24 protein-coding genes are annotated in these 24,839 nt (G+C 31.3%); 14 read left to right on the plus strand and 10 right to left on the minus strand.

The window, feature by feature from the left end:
- Positions 1-3: 3 nt before the first annotated feature.
- From rsxA to rsxC, 5 genes are read right to left on the minus strand one after another with little or no spacing between them, the layout of a single operon-like run.
- Positions 4-591 carry an electron transport complex subunit RsxA gene (gene rsxA / locus ACREV6_RS14710; RefSeq protein WP_431578795.1) on the minus strand — a complete coding sequence of 196 codons (588 nt, stop codon included), beginning with the start codon at positions 589-591 and terminating at the stop codon, positions 4-6.
- A gap of 32 nt (positions 592-623) precedes the next feature.
- Positions 624-1,316 carry an electron transport complex subunit RsxE gene (gene rsxE / locus ACREV6_RS14715; RefSeq protein ID WP_431578796.1) on the minus strand — a complete coding sequence of 231 codons (693 nt, stop codon included), beginning with the start codon at positions 1,314-1,316 and terminating at the stop codon, positions 624-626.
- On the minus strand, positions 1,316-1,888 hold the full coding sequence (locus tag ACREV6_RS14720; RefSeq protein WP_431578797.1) for an RnfABCDGE type electron transport complex subunit G: 573 nt from the start codon (positions 1,886-1,888) through the stop codon (positions 1,316-1,318). The genes rsxE and ACREV6_RS14720 overlap by 1 nt, the downstream gene beginning before the upstream one ends.
- Complete coding sequence (locus ACREV6_RS14725; protein WP_431578798.1) at positions 1,889-2,809, minus strand: RnfABCDGE type electron transport complex subunit D; 921 nt, start codon at positions 2,807-2,809, stop codon at positions 1,889-1,891.
- A gap of 15 nt (positions 2,810-2,824) precedes the next feature.
- On the minus strand, positions 2,825-4,147 hold the full coding sequence (gene rsxC / locus ACREV6_RS14730; protein WP_431578799.1) for an electron transport complex subunit RsxC: 1,323 nt from the start codon (positions 4,145-4,147) through the stop codon (positions 2,825-2,827).
- A gap of 451 nt (positions 4,148-4,598) precedes the next feature.
- On the opposite strand from rsxC, the gene ACREV6_RS14735 reads away from it, so the two are divergent.
- The 3 genes from ACREV6_RS14735 (at position 4,599) to ACREV6_RS14745 (ending at position 8,893) form a co-directional block, all read left to right on the plus strand.
- Positions 4,599-6,245: a YceG family protein gene (locus tag ACREV6_RS14735; RefSeq protein ID WP_431578800.1), complete on the plus strand. Its 1,647-nt coding sequence runs from the start codon at positions 4,599-4,601 to the stop codon at positions 6,243-6,245.
- A 98-nt stretch (positions 6,246-6,343) separates the two neighbouring features.
- Complete coding sequence (locus tag ACREV6_RS14740; protein WP_431578801.1) at positions 6,344-7,444, plus strand: toxic anion resistance protein; 1,101 nt, start codon at positions 6,344-6,346, stop codon at positions 7,442-7,444.
- Positions 7,445-7,573: 129 nt separating this feature from the next.
- The gene (locus tag ACREV6_RS14745; protein WP_431578802.1) at positions 7,574-8,893 is read left to right on the plus strand and encodes a replication-associated recombination protein A; all 1,320 of its coding nucleotides are present in this window, start codon (positions 7,574-7,576) and stop codon (positions 8,891-8,893) included.
- 37 nt (positions 8,894-8,930) lie between these two features.
- Here ACREV6_RS14745 and ACREV6_RS14750 read toward each other — a convergent pair whose 3' ends face one another.
- Together ACREV6_RS14750 and ACREV6_RS14755 are read right to left on the minus strand one after the other, a co-directional pair.
- Positions 8,931-9,284 (minus strand): hypothetical protein, encoded by a 354-nt coding sequence (locus tag ACREV6_RS14750; protein WP_431578803.1) that lies wholly within the window; start codon positions 9,282-9,284, stop codon positions 8,931-8,933.
- Positions 9,285-9,302: 18 nt separating this feature from the next.
- The gene (locus tag ACREV6_RS14755; RefSeq protein ID WP_431578804.1) at positions 9,303-9,779 is read right to left on the minus strand and encodes a YtxH domain-containing protein; all 477 of its coding nucleotides are present in this window, start codon (positions 9,777-9,779) and stop codon (positions 9,303-9,305) included.
- Positions 9,780-10,082: 303 nt separating this feature from the next.
- Here ACREV6_RS14755 and ACREV6_RS14760 point away from each other — a divergent pair, with 303 nt between their 5' ends.
- Positions 10,083-10,814: a lysophospholipid acyltransferase family protein gene (locus ACREV6_RS14760; protein WP_431578805.1), complete on the plus strand. Its 732-nt coding sequence runs from the start codon at positions 10,083-10,085 to the stop codon at positions 10,812-10,814.
- Between the two features lie 113 nt (positions 10,815-10,927).
- On the opposite strand, the gene ACREV6_RS14765 is transcribed toward ACREV6_RS14760, so the two are convergent.
- Together ACREV6_RS14765 and ACREV6_RS14770 are read right to left on the minus strand one after the other, a co-directional pair.
- On the minus strand, positions 10,928-12,535 hold the full coding sequence (locus ACREV6_RS14765) for a Na/Pi cotransporter family protein (RefSeq protein WP_431578806.1): 1,608 nt from the start codon (positions 12,533-12,535) through the stop codon (positions 10,928-10,930).
- 160 nt (positions 12,536-12,695) lie between these two features.
- Positions 12,696-13,232: an ECF transporter S component gene (locus ACREV6_RS14770; RefSeq protein WP_431578807.1), complete on the minus strand. Its 537-nt coding sequence runs from the start codon at positions 13,230-13,232 to the stop codon at positions 12,696-12,698.
- Between the two features lie 348 nt (positions 13,233-13,580).
- Between ACREV6_RS14770 and hcp the strand changes: the two genes are divergently transcribed.
- The 7 genes from hcp (at position 13,581) to ACREV6_RS14805 (ending at position 20,838) form a co-directional block, all read left to right on the plus strand.
- Positions 13,581-15,224 carry a hydroxylamine reductase gene (hcp, locus tag ACREV6_RS14775; RefSeq protein WP_431578808.1) on the plus strand — a complete coding sequence of 548 codons (1,644 nt, stop codon included), beginning with the start codon at positions 13,581-13,583 and terminating at the stop codon, positions 15,222-15,224.
- Positions 15,225-15,339: 115 nt separating this feature from the next.
- Positions 15,340-15,498, plus strand: a complete 159-nt coding sequence (locus tag ACREV6_RS14780) for a polynucleotide phosphorylase (RefSeq protein ID WP_220321397.1) — start codon at positions 15,340-15,342, stop codon at positions 15,496-15,498.
- Positions 15,499-15,785: 287 nt separating this feature from the next.
- Entirely contained in the window at positions 15,786-16,622 is an 837-nt protein-coding gene (locus tag ACREV6_RS14785; protein WP_431578809.1) for a PRD domain-containing protein, read from the plus strand.
- Between the two features lie 335 nt (positions 16,623-16,957).
- A complete protein-coding gene (locus ACREV6_RS14790; protein ID WP_431578810.1) occupies positions 16,958-17,458 on the plus strand; it encodes a PTS sugar transporter subunit IIA in 501 nt (166 codons plus the stop codon).
- A 13-nt stretch (positions 17,459-17,471) separates the two neighbouring features.
- The gene (locus ACREV6_RS14795) at positions 17,472-17,732 is read left to right on the plus strand and encodes an HPr family phosphocarrier protein (protein WP_125002626.1); all 261 of its coding nucleotides are present in this window, start codon (positions 17,472-17,474) and stop codon (positions 17,730-17,732) included.
- Between the two features lie 60 nt (positions 17,733-17,792).
- Positions 17,793-19,502 (plus strand): phosphoenolpyruvate--protein phosphotransferase, encoded by a 1,710-nt coding sequence (gene ptsP / locus ACREV6_RS14800; RefSeq protein ID WP_431578811.1) that lies wholly within the window; start codon positions 17,793-17,795, stop codon positions 19,500-19,502.
- Positions 19,503-19,635: 133 nt separating this feature from the next.
- Positions 19,636-20,838 (plus strand): Y-family DNA polymerase, encoded by a 1,203-nt coding sequence (locus ACREV6_RS14805; protein ID WP_431578812.1) that lies wholly within the window; start codon positions 19,636-19,638, stop codon positions 20,836-20,838.
- Between the two features lie 56 nt (positions 20,839-20,894).
- On the opposite strand, the gene ACREV6_RS14810 is transcribed toward ACREV6_RS14805, so the two are convergent.
- Positions 20,895-21,230: a hypothetical protein gene (locus tag ACREV6_RS14810; RefSeq protein ID WP_431578813.1), complete on the minus strand. Its 336-nt coding sequence runs from the start codon at positions 21,228-21,230 to the stop codon at positions 20,895-20,897.
- Between the two features lie 200 nt (positions 21,231-21,430).
- On the opposite strand from ACREV6_RS14810, the gene ACREV6_RS14815 reads away from it, so the two are divergent.
- The 3 genes from ACREV6_RS14815 to ACREV6_RS14825 all read left to right on the plus strand — a co-directional run bounded on the left by ACREV6_RS14815 (position 21,431) and on the right by ACREV6_RS14825 (position 24,719).
- Positions 21,431-22,294 carry a DUF6414 family protein gene (locus tag ACREV6_RS14815; protein ID WP_431578814.1) on the plus strand — a complete coding sequence of 288 codons (864 nt, stop codon included), beginning with the start codon at positions 21,431-21,433 and terminating at the stop codon, positions 22,292-22,294.
- 29 nt (positions 22,295-22,323) lie between these two features.
- Positions 22,324-23,691: a CCA tRNA nucleotidyltransferase gene (locus ACREV6_RS14820; protein ID WP_431578815.1), complete on the plus strand. Its 1,368-nt coding sequence runs from the start codon at positions 22,324-22,326 to the stop codon at positions 23,689-23,691.
- Positions 23,692-23,984: 293 nt separating this feature from the next.
- A complete protein-coding gene (locus ACREV6_RS14825) occupies positions 23,985-24,719 on the plus strand; it encodes a PEP/pyruvate-binding domain-containing protein (protein WP_431578816.1) in 735 nt (244 codons plus the stop codon).
- Positions 24,720-24,839: the final 120 nt, after the last annotated feature.

A 24,839-nucleotide genomic window follows, 5' to 3' on the forward strand; every position in this document is an offset into this window, starting at 1 on the left:
CATTTAAATACCCCCCAATTTTAAACCACTAAAGCCTAAAAATGCAATAGCCATGAGGCCTGCTGTAACTAGTGAAATAGGAAGACCTCTAAAGCAGAGTGGCATATTATCGCTCTCTTCCATTCGTTCTCTTAGACCTGAAAGAAGTACAATAGCAAGCATATAGCCAGCTGCGGCTCCAAGAGCATTAACCATGGATTCTATTAGGTTATATTTTTCACCTATATTAATAACTGCCATACCAAGAAGCGCGCAGTTAGTTGTTATTAAGGGAAGAAATATTCCAAGTGCTCTATAGAGACCTGGTTGAGTTTTCTTAATAACCATTTCAACGAATTGCACTAATGCTGCAATAACTAGAACGAAAGCTAGAGTTGATAAGTAGGTTATGCCTAAAGGCTCTAAAATCCAGTTGTAGACTCCATAAGTCATTATTGAGGCTAAGAACATAACAAACACTACTGCTAGGCCCATACCTTTTGCAGTCTCAGTTTTTTTAGAAACTCCAAGAAAAGAACATATTCCAAGGAATTTAGCTAATACGAAGTTATTTACTAAAAATGCACTTATAAAAATCGAAAAAAGTCTCATTTTCATCCACCTTTCTTAAAAAATTAACAAAATTATTTTTTGCAACTATGGGCACAAGAGCCACAACCAGTACATTCACCAGTTTCTGGATTGATTTCATGAAAATGTGCAATTTTGTCATTAACTTTATTTGTTTTATTTATTGATTTTTGATTTAATAATGCCATTAAAATTCCTAGTGTAATAAAGGCACCAGGTGCTAAAACCATAATTATAGCAGGTTCAAAAGAGTTTCCAAATACCTTATATCCATATATGGAACCTGCCCCTAGTAGTTCTCTTATTGCACCGAGAACAGCTAATGCTACTGTAAAACCAAGTCCCATTCCGATAGCATCAAAAATCGAAGGTAGTGCTTTGTTTTTTGATGCATAGGATTCGGCTCTTCCTAGAATTACACAGTTAACAACTATAAGGGGGATAAAAATTCCTAGTTCTTTATATAGAGCAGGAACAAATCCTTGCAATAGAAATTGTATTAATATAACAAAAGAAGCTATTATTGTTATATAAGCAGGTATACGAATTTTATCTGGGATTACTTTTCTTAATAATGATATAAAAAGATTGGAACCAATTAACACTACTGTAGCAGCTAGACCCATACCTACACCATTTTTTACACTGGTGGTAACAGCTAGGGTAGGGCACATAGCTAGAACTTGCACAAATATTGGATTTTCCGTTACTATACCGTTTTTTATTCTTTCAGAAAGTACGCTCATTATTTTTTATCTCCTTTCAATGAAGAGTTATAAAAATCAATAGCATCGTTAACACCAAGAGTTACAGCTTTCGACGTAATAGTGGCACCTGTAATAGCTTGTATTTGAGTTTCCTTTGAAGGAGCTATTTTTACAACTTCTAATTTGTCTTTTGCAGCTTTATTTTTAAATTGACCTGAAAATTTAGGCTCTGGAGCATTAGCACCAAGACCAGGAGTTTCAGTGTGAGATAAAATTTTAATTCCAGTAACTTTTCCCTCAGTTGATATTCCAACCATGATTTCTACTGGGCCGCCATATCCTTTTGGTGCAACTTTAATAGCATATCCAGCTATTTCAGTACCCTTAAGTCCAGTATTAACTTCAGAAATTTTTTCGTTACCTTCAATTTTTACATCTGTCTTATCAAACTTATCAGCTGTGGGCAATATTTCCTTCATAGCTGATTGTTTATCAGCAAGAACCTTATCAGCAATAGGTCCTTTTGTTATTTCATAGGCACCACCTAGTAAAAATCCTGCAATGCCTGTAATTAAAAGTAAAATCAAACCTAATTTAATATTTTCTTTCAATTATTTCACCTCCCCAAAAATACGTGGAGCAGTAAACTTATCAATGAATGGAACAAATAAGCTCATTATCAATATAGAATAGGATACTCCCTCAGCATAACCACCAATTAAACGTATTATTGTGGTTAATACACCACATCCAAGTCCAAAGATAACCTGTCCTTTTCGTGTCATTGGAGAAGTGGTATAATCTGTTGCCATAAAGAAAGCACCAAGCATTAAACCACCAGCACATATTTCGTATATTGCATTTCCACTCATGAAGCCATCTCTGCCTAATATAAGTGTTAAGATAAATACTGAACCAATATATGCAATTGGAGTATGTAAACTTATTATTTTTTTATATAGTAGATAAGCTGCACCAATTAGCAATGCAATTACAGAAGTTTCACCAATACAACCACCTACATTACCAATAAAAACGTTCATTAAAGTAGGTAATTGACCTTCACCGCCTTTAAGTATTCCAAGTGCAGTCGCCGCTGAAACACCATCAACAGTAAAATTAGTCATGTGAACGGGCCAAGACATAAGTAAAAATGCTCTGGCAGCTAAAGCGGGATTCATTATATTTTGTCCAATTCCACCAAAAAATTGTTTTACAATAATTATTGCGAAAAATCCTCCAATTGCAGGAATCCAAAGTGGAACAGCAGCTGGCAAGTTAAAAGCAAGTAATAAACCAGTTACAACAGCACTAAGGTCTCCTACTGTGATTTTTTGATGAGCAAGTTTCTGCCATAGCGCTTCTGCTGCAACACATGATAGCACAGATACTAATGTAACTAAAAATGCTTTCATTCCAAAAAAATATACTCCAGCAAAGGTAGCAGGGATTAATGCTATTATTACGTCTCTCATTATACCCTGCACAGAATCATTCGATTTTATGTGTGGGGATGAAGATACTGTATACATATAAGTCACCTCTATCTATTTTTTTCTTCTATTAATATTTATTGTTCGTTTGCCTTCGCGGCAAGTTTGAGTTAAATGACGTTTAGCAGGGCATACATAAGAGCAACAAGCACACTCTATACAATCCATACCATGATATTCTTCAAACTCCTCATATTTTCCTCTTAAAACTAAAGAGTTGAGTTTTGTAGGGTTTAAAAACATAGGGCAAACACTCATGCATTTTCCACATCTTATGCAACTAGATTCTTGTTCTAATTTAGCTTGCTCTTTTGTTAAACAAAGTACCCCAGAGGTTCCTTTTATTACAGGAACATCTAAAGAGCTTAAGGTTGTTCCCATCATAGGTCCACCTGAAATAACTTTAACAGGGTCCTCTTTGAATCCACCAGCAGCTTCGATAACTTCACTTATAGAAGTTCCGAATTTAACTCTTAAATTAAGAGGCTCTTTAATTGCTTCTCCGGTTACAGTTAAAACTCGCTCTGTAAGGGGTTTGCCCTTTACTACAGCGTTGTATATCTCAAACACTGTATCAACATTTTGAACTATGCAGGAAACATCAGCAGGAAGCTTTCCAGAAGATAACTCTCTACCAGTAATTGCATAAATCAATTGTTTTTCTGCACCTTGAGGATATTTTGTAAGCATTGAAGTAACTTCTACATTGTTAATGTTTGCTGTGGCTTTTTTCATAGCCTCAATTGCATTAGGTTTATTAGTTTCTATTGCAATATAGCCTTTTACACCTGGAAACATTTGAAGAATAATTTTTAATCCCTCAGCAATTTCATCTGTCTTTTCCAGTAACATTCTGTAATCACAGGTTAAATATGGTTCACATTCAGCAGCATTTATTATTATGCTGTCGATGATTTTACCTTCTGGCGGATTAAGCTTAATATGTGTTGGAAAACCTGCTCCACCCATACCTACGATGCCGGCTTCTTTAATGATAGCCAATAGCTCATTTTTCGATAGTTTTTCATAATCACTATGTGGAGTCATAGTAAGTACTTCTTCGTAAATGTTATCGTTTTCGATAATAATGGCAGATACCATAGTTCCATTACTATGGAGTCTCGGGCCTACTTCCAATACTGTTCCAGATATGCTTGAATATATTGGTGCAGACACAAAAGCTTTGGATTCACCTATTTTTTGGCCGACACATACTCTATCACCTTTTTTTACTAGTGGATCACAAGGCGCTCCTATATGTTGTTGCATAGGAAATACTAAGTTGCCTTTTGGAAGCAAATCTTGAATTGCTTTGTGCATACTTAAGTCTTTTTTGTCGCTAGGGTGAATACCTTTTTTGAAAGTCAAAAGTCCCATAATAAACCTCCTTGTAGTTCGTTTTGAAACTAGCAATTATAAATTGTTATGCCTTTATTTATTCTAGGTACATAATAATAATAAATTGATAGCTACCTTATCATTATGATTATATAACAAAATTATATAAAATAATGTAAAAATAATATAATTTTATTGTTAAAGTGCATATAAAATGCACTTTAATATATATATTACACCTTTTATGAGTATAAAAGAATGCTTTTTAAGAAAAAAAAACCTATAAAATATAGACAGATTATTTTAATAATTCCAATTAATCTATATTAAAATGGGATTTTTTCAATATATTATAATGAAAAACAATTGCATAATATGGTATACTTAAAATATACAAAAAAACTATATTTGCGAGAGTTAACTGCCAACTACTATAAAAGGGTACTTGTTTTATGCCCAACATATAAACAATCAAAAAGGTAAGGTGAATATGGAAAAGAATAGTTTAAATAATCTAGAGATTCACAGTGTTAATTTAAACATGGATGAAGATATCATAAGTAGTTTAAAAACAGAGATTCATAGAAGAAATAAATTCCAATATAATTCTAATGTTGTTTTTATACCAAATTATTTTTATCGTTTTATAGGTATAAAAATTAATGAGATTGATTACTATGACAACTTATATAAATTAGACAAAGAACTAAAAAAAATAAGACCAGGCTACATTCGATTTAGTGAGGGATTAGATAAAGACATTAGCATAAGACTTCAAAATGTGTTGAATGACATTTGGGCAAAAGTAGGACAAATGGAAATTATCGATGTGCCCACAATTATAAATTTAATAAGTGATAATGGACTTTTTCCGGATTTACCTAACAAAGTTTTGCTAAGGCAAATTGAAAATAATTTAAAGGGACTTATAGAATATTACATTAAAAGTAACGTGGTAATAAACAATCAGGATATTAAACTTATTATAAATTATATGATTCATTGGATAAACATTTATTCGGAAGAACTATTCCAAAAATTTGACTATATGAGTATTAACCCAAAAGTGTTGTTTTATGGAGAGATTTCAAAAACTGAGGTTTTTTATTTGGTACTACTATCAACCTTGGGCTGTGACATTTTATACTTTAATCCTAAAGATTCTGGAACCTTTCAGGAAATTGATAAATACAATGCTTTTTCTAAGGAAATTGTTTATAATTATAAAGGGGAAATAAAATCTTTTCCAACTGGCGCGGAAGATAGGATTAAGACCACTGCTTATAACGCTAAGCAGGAGCTTAATAAAACACTGTTTACAGATGATTCTGGGTTTTACAGGCCTTGGCAATTTGCAGATTATAACCTGCAGGCGGTAACCCTTAATACTACCTATGAAGAAATATATATATGGATGAAGGAAAAAGCACATATAAGGGAAGGCTGGAAAGTTAAAGACTCAACTGTAGTCGTGCCTAATATGTTTTCAAAAGTATGTGGCACTCATGAGGATATTGATATTTATTGGAAAGAAATTAATGATGCAGTAACTCAAAAACATACAAAGTTTTATAATGAACTACCTATAATGGATGTAGTTCATTTAGAATATGGTAAGTTTAATTTAATATATCCTAATAATGTTTTTTCGGAATTTGATATAGAGGAAATGATTAATTCTTCTTGGTGGAAATATAAGGAGTTAAGACTCGGACTTCAAAAAAATATGGCCCGAAAAATTAAAGAGTTATGCTTAAGCCCTGTAATAATAAATGTTGAACAGGAAGATTTAAGGGATTTACAAGTGGATATTTTCTCAGTGCTTATAAATCTAGATGGATCGGTACTTGAATTATTACAATCCTATGATTACCCAGAGGAAGTTCCTAAAATTATAGTTTATAATAATGAAGAAAATGGGAATCTATCTTTTGAAGATTGCATAATGCTTACCTTTATGAATTCTATGGGAATAGATATAATCATATATAACCCATCAGGATACAACGACATAGAGAATTTTATTTATGCACAGCAATATGATATTCATAGACTGGAGAATGTGAGCTTTGAATTGCACTTTAAAAAATATGTAGAAAAGAAAAAAAGTTTTTTTGGGAATTTTTTTGGAAACTAATATTTGAAGTAGTTAAGGTAGAAAGTTAATTTTGATTTTTGTGCTAGGGCATAAAAATCTGAAAATAATCAGGAAAATAGATAAGAGGAGTGAAAAACATGGAAAATAATAAAGGTGTACTTATAATCAAAGAAGAGGACGTTGAAAATGCGGATATAGAAAAAAAGGCTATTAGCATAAACAATCAGCTTAAAGTCTCACCACAAGTGATGCAAATTGCATCTAATTTAAATATTAAAGATGCAAATGCCATATTAGAATTTGGAAATGAACCAGCTCAGCAAATATCTAAATTTGCAGATCAAATATTAAACTCTATTAAAACCAGCAGTGTTGAAGATTCAGGTGTTATGATAAAGGAACTTACAAGTATAATGAAAAAATTTGATAAGCAAGATTTTGAAGAAAGCAAAACGAGTTTCCTTGGAAAATTGTTTAGTAAACCGGCTAAGGCTATAGATAAAATGATGGGTAAGTATAAAACCATTGGGGGAGAAATAGATAAAATCTATACTCAACTTAGTGGATATAAGGTGGAAATAAATAACTCTAACTTAATGCTTGAAAACTTATATAATCAAAATTTTGAGTATTATGGAGAATTAGAAAAATACATTGCTGCAGGAAATATGATTGTTGAAAAAAGTGAAAGTGGAGATCTTCCTAAACTTGAGTCTTTAGCAAAAAATGGAGAACAAATAAACGTAATAAATTATGAGAATTTTAAAGCTACTCTTGAAATGTTAAAACAGAGAATTTATGATTTGGAAATGGCTAAGATGGTATCATTACAAACTGCACCTCAGATTAAAATGATTCAAAGAGGAAATTATAAGTTGATATCTAAAGTGCATTCTGCGTTTATCATAACTATACCTGTATTTAAAAATGGTATAATTCAAGCCATTGCACTAAAAAAACAAAAATTAGTAGCGGATTCACTAGCTGAGCTCGATAGAACTACTAATGAGCTATTAATGAAAAATGCAGAAAATATAAGAAGTCAAAGTGTGGATATAGCAAAACTTGCTGGAGGCACCAGCGTAAAAATTGAAACACTAGAGAAAACTTGGAATACGATTATGCAAGGTATCGAAGAAACAAAGAGCATTGAAGATGAAAACAAGAGAACAAGAGAAGCTGGAATAATTAAGCTACATGAGATGACAGAAAAACTAAAGCAGAAATCAATAAAATAATATTTTTATTAATTATAATAGAGTTAGGCAAACAAAATGAAGGATTTAGACCCATGAAAACAAATAACAAGTTCAATAGTCTAACCTATTGACTTGTTATTTATTTGAATGTGCCTGATAGGTGATCATATGGATATATTTGAATTACAAGCGGAAAAAAATTTATTAAAAGATGCACCACTTGCGGAAAGATTAAAACCTGAAAAATTAGAGGATTACGTAGGGCAAGAGCATGTTTTAGGCAAGGGAAAGCTTTTGCACCGGGCGATTATTGCTGATAAAATAACCTCATTAATACTATATGGCCCGCCAGGTACAGGCAAAACTAGCTTGGCTAAAGTTATTGCAAATACAACAAAATCTAATTTTGTTAGGCTAAATGCAGTTACAGATGGGCTAAAAGAATTAAGAGAAGTTGTGGCCGCGGCAAAGAACGATTTAGGAATGTACGATATTAAAACTATCTTATTTATAGATGAGATTCATAGATTTAATAAAGCCCAACAGGATGCATTATTACCTTTTGTAGAGAAGGGAACAATAGTCTTAATTGGGGCAACTACAGAAAATCCCTATTTTGAGGTTAATAATGCATTAATATCTAGGTCTATGCTATTTAAACTGGAACCTCTGGAGGAAAAACATATTCAAAAAATTCTTACACGTGCATTAGAAGACAAAGAAGTAGGTTTTGGAAATGCTAATATTTGTATGGAAAGTGATGCTATAAGTTATCTTGCAAATATGGCAAATGGAGATGCTAGGCGTGCACTTAATGCCTTGGAATTATCAGTACTCACTACAGATAGAGATGAGCAAGGCAGAATAAACATAACCATAGAGGTCGCTCAGGAATGTCTGCAAAAAAAACATATAAAATATGATAAAAATAGAGATGAACATTATGATGTGATTTCTGCTTTTATTAAGAGCATGAGGGGCTCTGACCCTGATGCTACGATTCATTACTTAGCTAGAATGATATATGCTGGAGAAGATCCTAAATTTATCGCTAGAAGAATTGTAATAGCTGCAGCGGAAGACGTGGGGAATGCAGATCCTATTGCAATCCTGGTAGCAAATAATGCAGCACAGGCGGTTCAGTTTGTAGGGATGCCAGAAGCAAGAATTATTTTAGCACAAGCTGCAATTTATATAGCCTCAGCTCCTAAGAGCAATGCATCTTATATGGCTATTAATAGTGCACTTAAAGATGTAGAAGAAAAAAACATAGGTGGGATACCAGTTCATTTAAGGGATCAAAGTTATAGCGGGGCAAAAAAATTAGGACATGGGGTAGGATATTTATACCCTCATGACTATGAAGGAAGTTATGTGAAGCAGCAATATTTGCCTGATGAACTAATTAATACAGTATATTATGAAGCTCGTGATAATGGATATGAGAAAAAAATTAAAGAGCGACTTAAGATATTGAAAAACAAATAATGTCTTGTATAATACTGAAAAAAAGTAGGAGCAACCCCTACTTTTTGTTAGAAAATATTTTTTTTATAATAGTTAAAATATCTACTATATATACTAAATATCTTTCGAAAGATTCTGTTGCTCCAAGTGCAGTGGCAGTTGTCTGCACTACTACTTCAGTAACATCTTTTATATTATCAGTTACTTCGTATATATTTTTAAAAGTTTTTGGTAAACTGGTTAATATCTCATCAATACTATCTTCATTCTTTTTGATGATTGAATTTACACTTGATATAGTTTTAATAAGTTTTAGAAGTCCTATTATAAGTACAATTAAAATGACTATACCAAGAAAGAGTAATAGGCCTTGTCCTAATTTAAAAAAGTCTACATACATTAATAACACCACTATTCTTTTAAATTTTGCTTATTTTTTAGTGTCTTTTTCAATTGCATCGGGTTGTCCTAAAATTGAAGCTATAACTTCATTGTCACCGGCAATAGCATTATCTACTGTTTCAAAAATTGCTTTTGTTGTCTTTTTCTCATTTAAATATTGAGAAACTTTAACTTTTGCATCTGTTACATTATCCTTAGCATCAGCAACTTTATTGTTTATTGCTCCCTTAAGTTCTGTACTTTTTTGTTTGAGTTTAACTTTAGCATCTGCTGCATTACCTTTAAGTTCTATAGTTTTTTCTTTAATATTGTTTGTAAGCTCTTTTGAGGAGTTAGCAATATCTTCTCTAGTTTCTTTACCAGATTTAGGGGAAAAAAGCAGACCACCTAGTAAACCACTTACACTACCAGCTGCAGTTCCAATTAGTATTTTTTTTGCAGTTTGAATTCTTAATTTTCTTTGTTTTTCTTTTTTCTTTTTGTCATACCATTTTGTAACTATCATAATTGTTGCCTCCTTTAAAGATAAAATACCTTAGACTATACTTTAATAATATACTTTATCTAGTTTTTGTCAATATATAAAGGAAAATGTAACAAAAAAGTAACGCAAATGTATAAATAATACACTGCTAAGCATACATTAATACAAAGTTATATCTATTTTTAAAAAAGTTTGATAGAATCAAAAGGTATATTTGCATATAAGTGGTAGTAAAAGATAAACTAGTAATTATATTAGTGTAGTTATGAGTTTAGAGCCCATAGAATGTGATGATAGTTAAAGAAATTACCATGGGGGGAATTCATGATAAAATTATTATGGTATTTATATTTTTCAATATATTTAAGTATTTCATCTCTTAGTTTAATTAAAATAAAATACATACAAAGGAAATCACCTAAAGAGTCTGAAATGCTTGCATTTAGAGCAGTGCAAAATATTGCAAAATATGTTTTGAGGATAACTAAGACTAGTATGAATGTTAGAGGTACTGAAAATATACCAGTGGAAAATTGTGTTTTTATAGCAAATCATCAAGCTATTTTTGATGGGTTTGCATTGCTTGCTTATATTGATAAGCCTTTTGGGTTTGTGGCTAAGAAAGAGATAAAAAAAATACCATTGATCAGTAGCTGGTTAAAAGCAATAGGATCAATTTATATAAATAGGCAAAGTCCTAGAGAATCAATTAAAACCATTCAAGAAGGTGTGGAAAAGATAAACCAGGGATATTCTATGATGATTTTTCCAGAAGGTACAAGAAGTCTAAAATCTAAAATGAATTCCTTTAGAAAAGGGAGTATGAAACTTGCAACAAGGTCTAGAACTTGCATAGTACCAATAACAATAGATGGAACTTATAATGTATTAGAAGTAGGCAAAAAAGTTATGGGAAATAAAATCAATATGGTTATTCATAAACCTATTTATCTTAATTCATTAAGTAAAGAGGAGCAGCAGGATTTAGGGGGATATGTACAAAATATAATAGAAGTGGAATTAAATAATATGTGTAAGGCCAAACAAATATCTTAGAGTAGCTAGCAATAATAGTATTTCAAAAATAAAAAAATTAATAAACCGCAGAGATAAAAAAAGACTAAGGATTAGTTTTACACTATGCCTTAATCTTTTTTTGTGTTCAAAATTTATTTGGAATTAATAACCATCTGTGCAATATTATTTGAATGGTCTCCAACTCTTTCAAGATTAGTTAATAGCTCTAGATAAACAGAGCCACCAGCTGGTGTACATTCAAATTTATTTAATCTAGTTATGTGATCATTTTTAAGTCGCTTTTCTAGTTCATCTATCTTATCTTCTACATCCATTGCTTTGCGAGCAGATTCTAAGTCGGAATTTTCGAGTGCTGCGATGGCATTGTCTACGCAGTAATTTACAGTTTCAAACATATATGTAACATCAGATATCGCTTTTTCTGAAAAAGTGAGTTTATTATCCAACTTTAATCTAGCAAGCTCACCTAAGTTATCAGCGTGATCCCCGATTCTCTCTATATCATTTACTACATGATAAAGTGAAGTAATGACCTCAGATTGATGTTCTGATAGAGAGGTATTTGAAAGGGATACCATATAACCAGTTATTTCTCTTTCAAGATAATTTATGGTAATCTCATGCTCGCTAACAGAGCTCATCAAGTTTTCATCACAATTTAAAAAGGCTCCCATTGCATTAGAAAGATTTTCAGAGGCAAGTTTCCCCATTCTACTAACTTCCTTAATAACTTGTCCAACGGCTATAGCAGGAGTTTCTAGTAGCCTTACATCCAAGTATTCCAGTACTAGATCAGATGATTTTTGATCATCTCCAGGTACTAATTTATTAACAATTTTAACTAAAATATTTATAAACCAAACTTGAATAAATACATTTGCTAAATTAAACAATGTGTGAGCGTTGGCAATTTGTCTTTGAATATCCCCGCCAAACATTGGAACAATTTTTAACACTGGTTTGAAAGCCAGCATAAACATTATTGTGCCTGTGGTGTTAAAAATCAAATGTATAAGTGCAGCTCTTTTAGCATTTTTAGTTGTCCCTATACTTGCAAGGAGAGCTGTAGTGCAGGTTCCAATATTGTCTCCAAAAAGTATGGGAAGTGCAACGCCAAGGGTGATACTGCTATTTGCAGCAAGTGCCATTAATATTCCAATAGTAGCACTACTACTCTGAACTGTTGCGGTCATACCAAGACCAACAAGAACACCCATGAATGGATGTTTACCTAAAACTAAAATAAGATTTCTAAAGCTATCTAGCTGGCTTAAAGGCCGCATAGAACTTTCCATCATTGTCATACCTACAAATAATATACCAAAGCCTAAAACGATTTCGCCAATGTCTTTAGTTTTTTTCTTTTTGCAAAACATAACTAAAGCTGCGCCTATAGCAAGAATGAAGGGTGCAATATCTGTAAGTTTAAAGGCTATAAGTTGAGCGGTCATTGTAGTACCAATGTTTGCTCCCATAATAACCCCAGCAGCTTGGAATAAATTCATAAGCCCTGCATTTACAAAACCTACAGTCATTACTGTAGTTGCGCTACTACTTTGAATAATTGCAGTAACCCCTGCACCCACAAGTACAGCGAAAAATTTATTGCTAGTTAGAATTTCTAGCATTCTTTTTAATTTTTCTCCTGCAGCTTTCTGAAGACCATCCCCCATAAGCTTCATTCCGTATACAAATAGTCCGAGGCCACCTAAAAGTTGAAAAATCATTTTATAATCCATATTTGCTCTCCTTTTAAAAAGAATATTTCCTATGTTTCCTATGAAATTTTATCACAGCAATGTTAAGTTAGTGTTAAGTTTTTTATAGTTTATGTTAATTGTTTTATGATTTGGAACAATGTTTTAAGAAATAATAGAAAATGTTTAGTTAGGGTTAACTTTATATGTAGACTTTTCTCTTTCTTAAAATTTCAATTAGAATTAATGCAAAAGTTCCTCCAATGAGTGCAGTTATAAATTGGGGTATACCCATAGCAATAACTAGCATATTCGCCATTTTTGTTGGTATATTTAGATTGAATAAGGGGATAAGCTTTGATGCAGAAATCCATAAAAATATATATTTTATAAAAGCTCCAATTATAATTCCTAAGTATTTGCCATATTTATCTCGTTTACTTACAATTACAAAACTAAGAACAAATAGCATGTTGCCAATAATTATAAAAGGGATAAATGGTCCAAAGGCGCTAGGAAGTTGTCCAGTTAAAAAAGCTAGTAGGGGAGTTAAAGAGCCTACGAGTATTCCATAAACACCTCCGCAAATTGCAGCTGTGAGTATAAGTATTGCATTAATAGCTGGTCCAACAAAAAATTGGCTTATTTGAGGCACGGTTTTTCCTATTACCTGAAAAACTATAGCTAAGGCAAGAAAGAGGCTAGCTTTTACTAGTTTATTAATGTTTAAATTTTTCACAATATTTACTCCTATTCTTATTATTTTAATATAGTAATAATACCATATTAAGACAAAACTTTCAATATAAAGGGTCATTGGTTATATAGTTCTAAGTAATTTGCATGAGTATATTATTATTATTATTATTATGTACAGGGGCATATATAAATAAATTATAAAAGTTATAGTTGCGTAACATTTGTTACCGACTTTATATCTGGATAAAAGTATACTAAAGGTAGTTCAAAAATAAGTATCAAATTGTTTATATCTGTATTAATTATTCAAATCAATAAATTTAAAATATATGGAAGACAATTATACAAAATTGTTGTTATTCCAGAAAAATATTAGGAGGAATTTAAAATGGGTATGTTTTGTTATCAATGTCAAGAGGCTTCAAAAGGAACGGGTTGTACATCACGAGGAGTTTGTGGTAAAACAGATGATCTAGCTAATATGCAGGATTTACTAATTTATGTTTTAAAAGGAATATCAATTTATAGTACAAGAGCAAGAAAACTAGGCGTAGAAAACCAGGAAGTAAATAAATTTGTAGCAAATGGGTTATTCATGACAATAACAAATGCAAATTTTGATAAAAATAGATTTATAGAAACAATAACAAAAGCATTAGAATTACGTGAAGTAATTAAAGGTGAACTATTAAATGCTGGTGGAGTAATAGAGGGAAATTTACCTGAATGTGCAACATGGACAGGTAGTACTTCAGAGTTTGAGAGTAAATCTATGAATGTAGGAGTACTTAAAACAGAAAATGAAGATGTAAGATCACTCAGAGAACTCGTAATTTATGGTATTAAAGGAATAGCAGCTTATACTGAGCACGGATATAATTTAGGGTATGAGAATAACGACATATATGCATATATGCAAAAGGGCTTGGCACAAACAACTAATGATAGTCTATCTGTTGATGAATTGGTGGCGTTAGTACTAGAGTGTGGTAAATATGGAGTAGATGCTATGGCACTACTAGATGAAGCTAACACTACTACTTATGGCAATCCTGAAATTTCAAAGGTGAACATCGGCGTTCGAAATAACCCTGCTATATTAATTAGTGGACATGATCTAAAAGATATGGAAGAGCTGTTAAAACAAACAGAAGGCAGCGGAGTAGATGTATATACTCATAGCGAAATGTTACCAGCAAACTATTATCCAGCTTTCAAAAAATATACTCACCTTGTAGGTAACTACGGAAATGCATGGTGGAAACAAGATTCAGAGTTTGAAAGTTTTAATGGGCCAATACTAATGACAACAAACTGTATTACTCCTCCAAAAGATTCTTATAAGGATAGAGTTTATACTACAGGAGCAGCTGGATTTGATGGCATGAAGCATATAGCAGATAGAAAAGATGGAAATGCAAAAGATTTTTCAGTTATAATTGAACATGCTAAAAAATGTAGTGCTCCAATTGAAATTGAAAGAGGAGAAATAGTTGGAGGCTTTGCTCATAACCAAGTCCTGGCACTAGCTGATAAAGTTGTAGATGCTGTTAAAACAGGAGCAATCAAAAGATTCTTTGTAATGGCTGGTTGCGATGGAAGAATGAAAGGCCGTGAATATTACACTGAATTTGCAAAGGAACTACCAAATGATACAGTTATTTTAACTGCGGGATGTGCAAAATACAGATACAATAAATTAGAACTTGGAGATATTGGTGGAATTCCTAGAGTTCTAGATGCAGGGCAATGTAATGATTCATATTCATTAGTTGTTATAGCAATGAAACTTCAAGAAGTATTTGGCCTGGAAGATATCAATGAATTGCCAATAACTTACAATATTGCATGGTATGAGCAAAAAGCTGTAATAGTTCTACTCGCATTATTACACCTAGGTGTTAAAAATATTCACTTAGGACCAACACTGCCAGCATTCTTATCACCAAATGTTGTTAATGTGTTAGTTGAAAACTTTGGAATAGCTGGAATAGGAACCGTAGAAGAGGATATAAAAATGTTTATGGCTTAAAAATTTTAAGGGGCGCTCTAATTAATTTAGGGTGCTCTCTCATAATTAGCTTTATGGCTTAATAATTTTACATAAGAATAAATTTTAAGGGGAAAATAATTATGAGGTGATTTTAATGGATAAAGAGTACTTAAAAGATTCTAAAGACATAGCATATGCTAATTTATCACAAGGAGAAACAGAAAAATTAAAAGAACTAGAGAGAACTTTTAATAGTGAATTTCAATGTGATTATTATCTTATGGTGATGAAAGACCACAGCATAAAATCCTGACAAAAGTCAGGATTTTATTTAAATTATAGTAAACATTAGTGATTTAATATGTTTAAGTGTGAAACAGCTCATATGTATAAAAATTACTTATGAATAATAATTATGTTATATTATACAATGTTAAAATGAGAATATGGTAATTTAAAGAAGAAAATTGTGATTTAAAGAGTATAGTTAACAAAAAACGACAGAATAAGGGCTAATATTTTAAATTTTAAGAATATATTTTAAAAAACGCTTGAATAATTTCAAAATGTATTTTAAAATGTAGAAGAGGTAATGTTAATATGGATATTGATTATAAAGTATTAAAATCTCTTAGTAGCAATGTTGTTGTTTCTGAAAAAAATAGTAATGTCTATGTTCTTTTTGGAAAAGGAATAGGGTTTGGTAAAAAACCTGGTGAACTTATAACTAAAGGGAGTACCATAGAGCAGAAGTTTATTAAAATTGACGATAGTGAAAAAGATAACTATGTTGAAATTGTTAAGAGTGTAGAAGGTCAAATTCTAGCAGTAACAGAAGAAATAATTTCTCTTGCAGAAGATATTTTAAAAGAAAAGTTAGTTTCTCGCATACATGTTGGGCTGGCTGACCATATTAGTTTTGCAATGAAAAGAATGGAACTTGAAATTGATATAGTTAATCCTTTTTTAAATGAAATACAGACGCTTTATCCTAACGAATATAGCATAGCAGAAAAAGGTTCAAAACTTATTAAAGAAAAATTAAATGTATTGCTCCCAGAAAGTGAAATCGGTTTTATTACTCTTCATATACATTCTGCTAGAGTTAATGTGGAAGTGTCTCAAAGTCTTAAATATACTAGAATCATTAAAGAAGTAATGGAATATATTCAAGAGATACTTGGAATAAAAACTAATCAAAAATCCATGGAGTATGCGCGGCTAGTGTCTCATTTAAGGTATGCGCTAGATAGGATAGAAAATGATAAGGTTTTAAAAAATGTAATGTTAGAATCCATTAAAACTTCAATGAGTGAAGAGTTTGAAATTTCTAAGAAGGTATGTAAGTTTATATCAAAAAAGCTTTTTAAAGAAGTTTGTGAAGATGAAATCGGATATATGTCATTACATATTTACAGATTAAAGCAATCAAATTAAAAATAATGATTATATTATTAGGTGTGTTACTGATTAGATCAGGCATTAACCATATAAAATGCTTTTATGCATATTATTAGGTTGTGTCTTTTTTTTTAAAGAATACTTCAAAAGTAAATCTTAAGCCATGTTAGTGGCTTAAGCCAGTTTACTGGATTAAGCCAGTTTACTGGATTAAGATACTTTAGTAGATTTTTAATAAATGTATTTAAAATGCTAAACAATGCACAAACTAATATTTATATATAAGTTAAAATTCAAAGTAAAATCTCATAATAAAGTAAATTTAGGAGGATAACAATTGTTAATTGTTATCTACCTTAGAGAAGGCGAGGATGATAAAAATGTTTGGTTTTTTCAAAAAAAGCAAAGAAGAAAATAAGATAATTATAAAATCTCCAGTTGTGGGAAGATGTTTTGACATATCAGAAATACCAGATGAGGTTTTTTCCACAAAAATGTTAGGTAATGGAATAGGATTTGAATCTACAGAAGGAATTTTATATGCTCCAGTTGATGGCGAAATTCTTCAGGTGTTCCCTACAAAACATGCTATGGTTTTAAAGAGTAAAGAGGGTATAGAGATATTACTTCACATAGGTATTGATACAGTAGAAATGAAGGGTGAAGGATTCGAAGCTTTCGTTGAAAAGGCACAACAAGTTAAGGCTGGAGATAAATTATTATCTTTTAATAATGACTTAATAAAAGCTAAGGCTAAATCTAATTTGTGTGTGTTAGTGCTTACAGATAATGAAATAATGGAATCACTAGAATTTAAACTAGGGACTGTAGATAAAAATAATGAAGTAATAATAATAAAATTAAAGAAATAGGGGTGCGTATATTATGATGGAAAAAAAAGCAATAGTTAAAAGTGAAACAGGAATACATGCAAGACCAGCATTATCAGTAGTTAAAGAGGCTTCTAAGTTTAAATCAGAAGTGCTTATAGTAAAAGATGGTAATGAGTATAATGCAAAAAGTATAGTGGCTATAATGTGTATGGCAGCTGTTAAAAATGATGAAATAACAATAAAAACTACTGGTGATGATGAAGAAGCCGCAGCAGTAGCTATGGTAAAACTTATAGAAGAAGGACTTGTATAATAAAGGAAAGCAATTGATAATTGTTACCTTCCTAAGAGAACTACTAGGAGGAATTAATGTATGTTAAAAGCAATAGGTGCATCCTTTGGAATAGCTATAGGTAGAGCATTAGTTATTAGCGAAGAAGTTGTAGAAATAAAAGAAAGTAAAGTTGTGGACTCAGAGCGAGAGCTAGCTAGGTTTAATAATGCAGTGGAAGAAGCAACCATGCAACTAGAAAAAATAAACAAAGATGTGAAAGAAAAACTAGGTAGTGAAAAAGCTGAAATATTCGAAGCTCATTTGTTTATGCTTAAAGATCCAGAATTCATAGGTTCTATTCAAAAGAAAATTGCCAGTGAAAAATTCAATGCTGAATATTCACTAAAAACTGTAGGTGATGAAACAGCAGCTATTTTCGAACTTATGGAAAATAAATATATGACAGAACGAGCAGCGGATATTAGAGATATAAGTAAAAGAGTGCTAAATATACTAATGGGCATAAAAATAGCTTCAATTGCAGAAATTCAAGAAGAATGTATATTAGTAGCAAAGGATCTTACTCCCTCAGATACAGCACAGATTGATAAAACTAAAGTCTTGGCACTAGTAACTGAAATAGGAGGGAAAACTGCTCATACTTGCATTATTGCACGCTCTTTAGAGCTACCAGCAGTTGTAGGTGTTGGTGCTAGCATAAGTAAAATTGAAGATGGCGATTTAATTATTGTAGATGGAGAAGAAGGTATAATTATTATTAATCCTGACAAGAAAACTCTAAATGATTATAAAGCTAAAAAAATTGAATTTACTGAATCTAAAAATCAGCTACTTAAGTATGCAACTATGAAATCCACTACATTAGATGGTAAAACAGTAGAGCTGGCTGCCAATATAGGATCTGTAGAAGACTTAGAATCTGTGCTCAAAAATGGTGCAGAAGCTATAGGATTATTTAGAACAGAGTTTTTATATATGTCAAAAACTGCTCTTCCAACTGAGGAAGAACAATTTGAGACATACAAGTCAGTTCTTGAAAAGATGAGTGGAAAACCTGTTATTATAAGAACTTTGGATATTGGTGGAGATAAGAAATTAGATTATCTACCTATGGATGAGGAAATGAATCCATTTTTAGGATATAGAGCTATAAGACTTTGTCTTGATAGAACAGATATATTTATAACTCAATTAAGAGCTTTACTCAGAGCGTCTACTCATGGCACTCTTAAAATCATGTTTCCTATGATATCTTGTCTTCAGGAACTTCGACAGGCTAAAGAAATATTAGAGCAGTGTAAAAATGAGCTTAAATCAGAAGGCCTAGTATTTGATGAGAATCTTCAAGTTGGTATTATGATAGAAATACCTTCAGCGGCATTAATATCAGATATATTAGCTAAAGAGGTAGATTTCTTTAGTATAGGTACTAATGATTTAATTCAGTACACTACAGCAGTAGATAGAATGAATGAGAAAATATCATATTTATATGATTTTTATCATCCAGGGGTTTTAAGACTTATTAAAACTGTAATAGATAATGGACATAAAGCAGGAATAATGGTAGGTATGTGTGGAGAAATGGCTGGAGACACAAATCTTATTCCTTTATTACTTGGGTTTGGACTAGATGAATTAAGTATGAGTGCCTCTTCAATATTAAGAGCACGTAAAGCTGTTACAGATTCTAACTACCAAGAGTGCGTAAAGCTCTCTGGGCCAGTATTATCATTTGGTGATTCAGATGAGATAAAAGAATTTCTAAAAGCTAGTACTAAAGCATAAGGTTTATACTAACCTGTAAATATATAATAAAAGCAATCTATTCTTAATTAAAAGGATAGGTTGCTTTTTTGTTCTGAAATTCTATATAATATATGTATGTATAAAATATTTATTTTATAAAGGATGAGATTAGATGGTTAAATTTAAGGATAAACTTATTTTTCATATAGATGTTAATTCAGCTTTTCTTTCTTGGAGCGCCGCAGATAAGCTTATGCAAGGCGAAGAGATTGATTTAAGAGAGATTGCCTCAGTAATAGGAGGGGATGAGCAGTCGAGAAGAGGAGTAGTCCTGGCAAAATCTATGTTAGCTAAAAAAAGCGGGATAATAACAGGAGAAAGCTTATTTAATGCAAGAAAGAAATGCAGAGACCTTGTAGTTGTAGCACCTGACTTTAGTTTATACGAAAGATGCAGTAGGAGTATAAGGGAAATTTTTAGTGATTATACGCCATATGTGGAGAAGTTCTCTATAGATGAGTGCTTTTTAGATGTAACAAGTTATAATACTTCAAAAGAAGCAGCACAGGTCCTGGCCTCTGAAATCAAGGATAGGATAAAGAAAGAGTTAGGATTTACAGTGAATATTGGAATATCAGATGTTAAGCTTTTAGCTAAGATGGCATCTGATTTTGAAAAACCTGATAAAATACATACACTTTATAAAGCGGAGATAGAAAAGAAATTGTGGAAGCTGCCAGTAGGAGAGCTTTTTATGGTTGGAAAGAGAACAGTTCCTAGGCTTAATAATTTAAATATATTTACTATAGGGGATTTAGCTCAGTATGATGCTTCAATTTTGAAATATCACTTTAAAAGTAGCGGGCACATGATGTGGAAATATGCAAATGGTATAGACGATTCGCAGGTGAAATGGAATAAATATGAGTTGAAAGGTATAAGCAATTCCACTACATTATCTGATGATGTTAAAACTAAAAATGAAGCCTATAAAGTATTATTAACATTGGTAGAGAATACATCAACTAGATTAAGAAATATAAAAAAGTGCTCTTATTGTATTTGCGTAACTATAAGAAATCAGGAATTTAATGATTATTCACGCAGTAAGACTTTAAAAAATGCTTCGAATTCAACGCAGGAAATACTAGAAACGGTTAAAAAAATTTTTGATGAATTATGGAAGGGAGAACCAATAAGGTTACTAGGAGTTTCTCTTAATAATTTATGTGAGGATAATTTTAAGCAAACATCAATTTTTGATATGGGTAGTGTTCAAGATGAAAAACAAAGATCAATAGACAAAACTATGGATAGTCTAAGAGAGAAGTATGGTGAAACTATAGTTATGAAATCAGTATTTCTAAAAAAATAACTAGTCAGTATCCTAGTTATTTTTTGAACATGATTAAATTTTCAAGTGTAAAAATTTTAAAGTTTTTCATACATGCACAGGTCGTCTTTTAATGAAGTTATAACATATAATTTTTGATTATTGTCAAAGCTTTTTATATATTCTTCAATAACTAAGCTATGGTCAATATCCTTGTTTCTAAAAAATAATTTTTTATTAGTGATTATTTTTTCGGATAGTGTTTCATCTGCACCATCATAAATATCATTTTTGTTCCTGGCGCAATAGGTTGTAAGGGTATCATCGGAGGCTTCTACAGACCAATAATAAGTATCCCTTGTATTTATAAGAAGAACGTTTGAAATAATATTTTCAGGTACACCAAATTTTCGTAAAAAAGTTTTTTGTTCCATAAGTTTTTCCCCCTCAAATTATTTTAATAGTATATGATAATATTTTAACAGAACACCAACCTGTAAAGCAACCTTTATGTGGATAATTTACAAAAAGTTATAAAGAAGATTGAAATTATTACAAAAAAAACTGTTCTAAATCGTAAAAGTGCAATGTAAACTAGGTAAGAAGTACTATTTTTACGGAGGGCATAAGAGGCATGGACAATAGAGCGCTAATACCACTATACCTTAATGGAGATATGATAAATAATTTATATACCATTGTAATACAAGAGTTTGCACAAATTAAAAGTGAAACCACTAGAAAGCAATTAACAATTAGTACAATTACACCATTATATGAACTTACTTGTGGTAAAATAATGCAAGGTGATCTAAATGTTCAACTTGTCAATGAATTCTCGTCGCAGAGAATTGAAGAAAGAGTCTCAATTGTAATAACAATACTATCAAGACTAAAGAACATACTAAATGATCAAAGTATGTTAAAAATTATAAATAATGAGAATGATGTAAAGAATATAGTGGAATTTGATTTTGTTCAATTTACGGGTCAATTGTATAAAAATCCAGTGATAGAGTATATAGAAGATATAATCAGGGTGATGGAAATGCAATTGGCTTTTTCACCTGAAAATTTAGAGATGGGTGATGAAAGTAAGGAGCATAAAGTTAAGACCCAAGTTTTGAAAATTCTGAAAGAGGATATGGAAAACTGTAAAAAAGAAAAATGTTTAAAATTTATTAGTAGTAGCATAGGTACTAGTAACACAAAGTTCATAGTGCCCTTAGAAATAAAATATATGGCGGATAATTTAGATTATATTCAAGGTGCTAAGATTACTGTGCTTGGTAAAGTGGTAAGGATATTAAAGGAAAATGAAAACAATAGCAATAGTTTGCTCAGTGGCACATATTTTGATTATTTAGATGAAGAATATTTTCAAGAATTTAAAAATAGATTTCTAAAAAATACAAATTTAATTAGGGATTATGATAAGAATCAAATAGAAATTAATGAGCCTGTAATTGAAATTATACCAATAGCTATGTATATTTAGAATTATAGTGAAAATAAAGGGTGATTGTAATGATTAAAGATAATATAACATTCAGAGGGTTTATGTTTATACCAAATGATGTGAAAATGATTTTAGACACTTTAAAAAGTAATGGATATGAATCGTATATAGTGGGTGGAAGCATACGGGATTTTATAAACGGAACATCTATGCCCAAAGACTATGATATAGCTACTAATGCCCTGCCAGAGGAAATAATTAAACTATTTGATAAAACAGTGCCTACAGGTATTAAACACGGTACTGTTACTGTTATGATAGGTGGTGAAGGATTTGAGGTTACAACATATAGAGTAGATGGTGAATATCTGGACAGTAGAAGACCGGAAGAGGTTACCTTTGTTTCAAATTTAAAAGAAGACCTGGCAAGACGTGATTTCACAATAAATGCCATGGCTTTTAATGAGCAGCAAGGGGTTATAGATTATTTTGGTGGCATAGAAGATTTAAATAATAAAATAATTAGAGCCGTAGGAGAACCTAATAAAAGGTTTCAAGAAGATGCACTAAGAATGCTTAGAGCAATTCGTTTTGCAGCAAGGCTAGATTTTCAAATAGAAGAAAAAACGCTTAAGGCTATAAGTGCAAATGCTAATCTTATATTAAATATAAGTAGTGAAAGAACTCGCGATGAACTATGCAAAATACTGGTATCTAACAATTCCACAAAAGCATTAAGATTACTTGAGGAGACTAAGATATTAGAGTTTATACTACCAGAACTTCAAAAAACTGTAGGCTTTAATCAGAAAAATCCTCACCATGACAAAGATGTATTCCAGCACACTTTAGCTGTTATGGAAAATTGCCCGAGGTCTTTGAATTTAAGAATAGCAGCACTATTACATGACATAGCTAAACCAGATTGTTTTACGATAGATAAGAGTGGTGTAGGTCATTTTTATGGTCATGATAAAAAAGGTGTTATATTATGCCAGCAAATACTTAGACGACTTAAATTTGACAATGAAAGTATAAGTGAAATTAGCATTTTAGTAAATGAACATATGAATGTACTTGCAAAGCCAACAGATGCTTCTGTAAAACGTCTTATTAATAGAGTTTCAGTGGATTTAGTAGGAGATCTATTCACATTGCAAAGGGCAGATGCACTAGGTTCTCCTTTTCCAGAAATTCGTTTAGAAGAAATTAGTAGGGTAGAAGAAAAAGCAACCGCTATTTTGGAATCTAAAGTTCCTCTATCTATAAAAGACCTTTCAATAAACGGTGGAGATTTAATGAGGGAATGCTCTCTTAAAACAGGGAAAGAAATAGGTGATATGCTTAGATTTCTCTTAGATAAAACTTTAGAAAATCCAGAATTAAATAGCAAGGAGAAACTTTTAGCTATAATTTATGAAGAATATATGGAGTGAAAATTAAAGCGTGTTTTATTCCCTCAGACTTAGTTTGGGGGAATTTTTTTAGGCAATTTGCATTACTATAAGTTATTACTCTGTTAATCAGTCAACATATTATATGGTAAAAACACCCTATTGTCAATATATACCTTGAAAAAGCAGGCAAAACCATATTTACAATAGTTAATAGATGCACACCACATTTCAAAGTCTTTTTTATATTTGTAAAGTGTTAAGTGGATTTGTATAATGGATGTTAATAACTTACAAATTAACAACATAAGAAAATGAAATGGGGGGATTTAATTATGTTATCAATGTTATTAGATCTATGTTTAACTGACAAAGAGAAATATGGTACCAAAGCAAGTGCATTAGGGGAGTTAATGAAAAGTGGGGTACAAGTTCCAAATGGCTTTGCATTGTCTTCGGAGTTTTTTATGAAGTTTCTTGAGTATAATAAATTTCATTATAATTCTGAAGATTATTTAGCTTACAATGTGGAGATATATAATTTTATATTAAATGGGGAATTTTCTTCTGAAATGGAGGCGGATATCCTTGAATTTTTTAATAATATACAAAACAAAGAAGCAGGAGGAAATTATGCAGTAAGATCATCTGCACTGTGTGAAGATAATGATGCATATAGTATGGCAGGTATGTTTTCTTCATTTATAAATTTAAATTCTTTTGAAGAAGTTAAAATTTCTATAAAAAAGTGTTTTGCTTCACTATTTAAGGATAAGGTTATAGGGTATTTTGTAAAAAATGATTTAAATTTTAAGGATTTAAAAATGTGTGTAATTATTCAGCAATTTGTTGTAGGAGAGTATTCTGGAGTTAACTTTTCAGCGGATACTATTGACATGGATAAAGATATAATGCACATTAATGCTGTAAATGGGTTATGTGATGATTATGTTAGTGGTAAAGTAAGTTCAGCTTTTTATAAAATCAACAAAAAAACTGGTGAGATGCTAGAGGAAAGAATTCCAGAGAATTTTCTTAAACCATCTAGGAATATTATAGATAGTTTATAGTGCGCCAAGAAAGCTTGGCATCTACTTGTAGGGTGAAAGTCCCTATTGAGGAAGGTCTAACCAACCACTCATATCGAGTGTTGCGTTGAAGCTGGTAACAGCAATACGAAGCGTACACAG

The sequence above is a fragment of the Clostridium sp. genome, assembly GCF_050717515.1.
GTDB lineage: Bacteria > Bacillota > Clostridia > Clostridiales > Clostridiaceae > Clostridium_AD.

What these genes read in the sequence shown, in the direction of transcription:
- rsxA (WP_431578795.1), bottom strand. Translation starts at nt 591, where the DNA reads ATGAGACTTTTTTCGATTTTTATAAGTGCATTTTTAGTAAATAACTTC.
- rsxE (WP_431578796.1), bottom strand. Translation starts at nt 1,316, where the DNA reads ATGAGCGTACTTTCTGAAAGAATAAAAAACGGTATAGTAACGGAAAAT.
- ACREV6_RS14725 (WP_431578798.1), bottom strand. Translation starts at nt 2,809, where the DNA reads ATGTATACAGTATCTTCATCCCCACACATAAAATCGAATGATTCTGTG.
- rsxC (WP_431578799.1), bottom strand. Translation starts at nt 4,147, where the DNA reads ATGGGACTTTTGACTTTCAAAAAAGGTATTCACCCTAGCGACAAAAAA.
- ACREV6_RS14735 (WP_431578800.1), top strand. Translation starts at nt 4,599, where the DNA reads ATGGAAAAGAATAGTTTAAATAATCTAGAGATTCACAGTGTTAATTTA.
- ACREV6_RS14740 (WP_431578801.1), top strand. Translation starts at nt 6,344, where the DNA reads ATGGAAAATAATAAAGGTGTACTTATAATCAAAGAAGAGGACGTTGAA.
- ACREV6_RS14745 (WP_431578802.1), top strand. Translation starts at nt 7,574, where the DNA reads ATGGATATATTTGAATTACAAGCGGAAAAAAATTTATTAAAAGATGCA.
- ACREV6_RS14755 (WP_431578804.1), bottom strand. Translation starts at nt 9,779, where the DNA reads ATGATAGTTACAAAATGGTATGACAAAAAGAAAAAAGAAAAACAAAGA.
- ACREV6_RS14760 (WP_431578805.1), top strand. Translation starts at nt 10,083, where the DNA reads ATGATAAAATTATTATGGTATTTATATTTTTCAATATATTTAAGTATT.
- ACREV6_RS14765 (WP_431578806.1), bottom strand. Translation starts at nt 12,535, where the DNA reads ATGGATTATAAAATGATTTTTCAACTTTTAGGTGGCCTCGGACTATTT.
- hcp (WP_431578808.1), top strand. Translation starts at nt 13,581, where the DNA reads ATGGGTATGTTTTGTTATCAATGTCAAGAGGCTTCAAAAGGAACGGGT.
- ACREV6_RS14780 (WP_220321397.1), top strand. Translation starts at nt 15,340, where the DNA reads ATGGATAAAGAGTACTTAAAAGATTCTAAAGACATAGCATATGCTAAT.
- ACREV6_RS14785 (WP_431578809.1), top strand. Translation starts at nt 15,786, where the DNA reads ATGGATATTGATTATAAAGTATTAAAATCTCTTAGTAGCAATGTTGTT.
- ACREV6_RS14790 (WP_431578810.1), top strand. Translation starts at nt 16,958, where the DNA reads ATGATAAAAATGTTTGGTTTTTTCAAAAAAAGCAAAGAAGAAAATAAG.
- ACREV6_RS14795 (WP_125002626.1), top strand. Translation starts at nt 17,472, where the DNA reads ATGATGGAAAAAAAAGCAATAGTTAAAAGTGAAACAGGAATACATGCA.
- ptsP (WP_431578811.1), top strand. Translation starts at nt 17,793, where the DNA reads ATGTTAAAAGCAATAGGTGCATCCTTTGGAATAGCTATAGGTAGAGCA.
- ACREV6_RS14805 (WP_431578812.1), top strand. Translation starts at nt 19,636, where the DNA reads ATGGTTAAATTTAAGGATAAACTTATTTTTCATATAGATGTTAATTCA.
- ACREV6_RS14810 (WP_431578813.1), bottom strand. Translation starts at nt 21,230, where the DNA reads ATGGAACAAAAAACTTTTTTACGAAAATTTGGTGTACCTGAAAATATT.
- ACREV6_RS14815 (WP_431578814.1), top strand. Translation starts at nt 21,431, where the DNA reads ATGGACAATAGAGCGCTAATACCACTATACCTTAATGGAGATATGATA.
- ACREV6_RS14820 (WP_431578815.1), top strand. Translation starts at nt 22,324, where the DNA reads ATGATTAAAGATAATATAACATTCAGAGGGTTTATGTTTATACCAAAT.
- ACREV6_RS14825 (WP_431578816.1), top strand. Translation starts at nt 23,985, where the DNA reads ATGTTATCAATGTTATTAGATCTATGTTTAACTGACAAAGAGAAATAT.